The sequence below is a fragment of the Cellulomonas sp. IC4_254 genome (assembly GCF_011603975.1).
In the GTDB taxonomy this organism is placed as follows: Bacteria; Actinomycetota; Actinomycetes; order Actinomycetales; family Cellulomonadaceae; genus Cellulomonas.
This window is the reverse complement of sequence record NZ_JAANNB010000342.1, coordinates 1-1903: the sequence shown is the minus strand read 5'-3', so window position 1 is coordinate 1903 and position 1903 is coordinate 1. Positions and strand designations below refer to the sequence as shown.

At 77.7% G+C, this 1903-nt stretch carries 2 protein-coding genes; both read right to left on the bottom strand.

What is annotated here, in order from left to right:
* Nucleotides 1-28: 28 nt before the first annotated feature.
* A complete protein-coding gene (locus G6556_RS18605; RefSeq protein WP_166944607.1) occupies nt 29-877 on the bottom strand; it encodes a DUF4397 domain-containing protein in 849 nt (282 codons plus the stop codon).
* Between the two features lie 144 nt (nt 878-1021).
* A partial coding sequence (locus G6556_RS18600) for an ATP-binding cassette domain-containing protein (protein ID WP_166944605.1) occupies nt 1022-1903 on the bottom strand: 882 nt, incomplete at its 5' end.

Genomic DNA, 1903 nt, shown 5'->3' with positions numbered 1-1903 from the left:
GGGACGACGCACCCGCGCCCCGGCCGTCTCAGCGGCGGTCGCGCGCGACCGCGCGGGCCCGGCGCGCCGGGCGGACGGCGCCGACGACCGCGACCAGCGCCAGCAGCGTCGCCGCGGCGACCCACGGCGCCGCGGGACCGGCGTCCGACGCGGCCGTGCCGAGCTCGCCGGACGGCACGCCGCCGGGAGCCGAGTGCAGCCCGTCGATGGTCTGCACCGCGAGCGCCAGGTTGCCCGCGTCGAGCGAGCCCCAGGCGTACACGATGGTGTTCGCGCCCTCCGCGATGGTGAGGTCCGTGGGCCCGAGCACCGGCGTCGTGGTCCCGGTGGCGGCGACCGCAGCGGACACGGTGCCCGCGGGCACCGTCAGCGACTGCTCGTCCGGGTTGGACAGGTTCGTCACGACCGGGCTGCCGCCCGCGAGGACGTCCACGGCCGGTGCGGCGGCGACGTGCCGGACGGTGAGGCGTCCCTGCCCCGCCGGCACCGCGGAGGTGTCGTTGGTGAACAGCGTGGCGGTGGGGTCACCGGTGGCGGTGAGGTGCGCGACCGCCGTGTAGCTGGCCCCCGCCTCCAGGGTGACGTCCACCGGGCCGATCGCGGGCTGGCTGTCGTCGGCGGCGTCGGCGGCGGTGATCGCTAGGGTGTGCGCGCCCGCGGGCACGTCCAGCGGCCCGGCGAGCGTGCCGGGCGTGAAGTCGTCGAGCGTGCGGGTGCCGTCGACCCAGACGTCGACGGTCAGGTCCGGGACGCCGTGCAGCACGGCGAGCGACGCCGTCCCGCCGGTGGCGGCGGAGGCGGGCAGCGCGGCGGCGGCCACCAGCAGCGCCGAGCCGATGCCGGCGGCGGCGAGGGTGACGGACGGGCGATGACGCATGGGGTGCTCCTCGGTCCGTGCCCCCCGTCGGCGGGGGGCGTGGGCGGCTGACACCCCCTCTACCGCGGGCACCCCCCGCGCGGATGCACCGGGTGTCCAGAAACCCGCCCGGTCGGGCCCGGTTTGTCTGCGAGGTTCTGAACGTCAGCGTGCGGACGGTGACCGGGGCCGCACGCGGCGCCCCGGGATCGCCGCGACGAGCTCGCGGGTGTACTCCTGCCGCGGGTCCAGCAGGATCTGCTCGGCCGTGCCCTGCTCGACGAGCCGGCCGTCGTGCAGCACGCCCACGTGGTCGGCGACCTGCCGGACCACCGCGAGGTCGTGCGAGATGAACAGGTAGGTCAGCCCGTGCTCGGCCTGCAGCCGGACCAGCAGGTCGAGGATCTGCGCCTGCACGGACACGTCGAGCGCGGACACCGGCTCGTCGAGCACGACCAGGTCCGGCCGCAGGGCCAGCGCCCGGGCGATCGCCACCCGCTGCCGCTGCCCGCCGGAGAGCTCGCGGGGGCTGCGCCGCGCCGCGTCCGCCGGGAGGGCGACGTCGGCCAGCAGCTCGCGCACCCGCTCGGCGCGCTCGGCCCGCGTGCCGACGCCGTACGCCCGCAGCGGCTCCGCGATCACCTCGGCGACCGTGAACCGCGGGTCGAGCGAGGCGTACGGGCTCTGGTAGACGACCTGGAACCCGCGCCGCAGCCGGCGCAGGACCTCGCCGCGCGCGCCGGTGACGTCCTCCCCGCGGAACAGCACCCGGCCGGCCGTGGGGCGCTCCAGGTGCAGGGCGAGCCGGGCGGTCGTGCTCTTGCCGGAGCCCGACTCGCCGACCAGCGCGTACGTGGTCCCGCGGTCGACGCGCAGGCTGACCCCGTCGACGGCGACCAGCGAGCGGGCACCTCCGGCCCCGCGCGGCCGCGGGAACTCCTTGCGCACGTCCACCAGCTCCAGCACCGGCGCCACCTCGGCGGCCGCCGGCACCTCGGGAGCCACCTCGGCCGCCGAGGTGGCGCCGGTGCTGGAGCTGGTGGACGT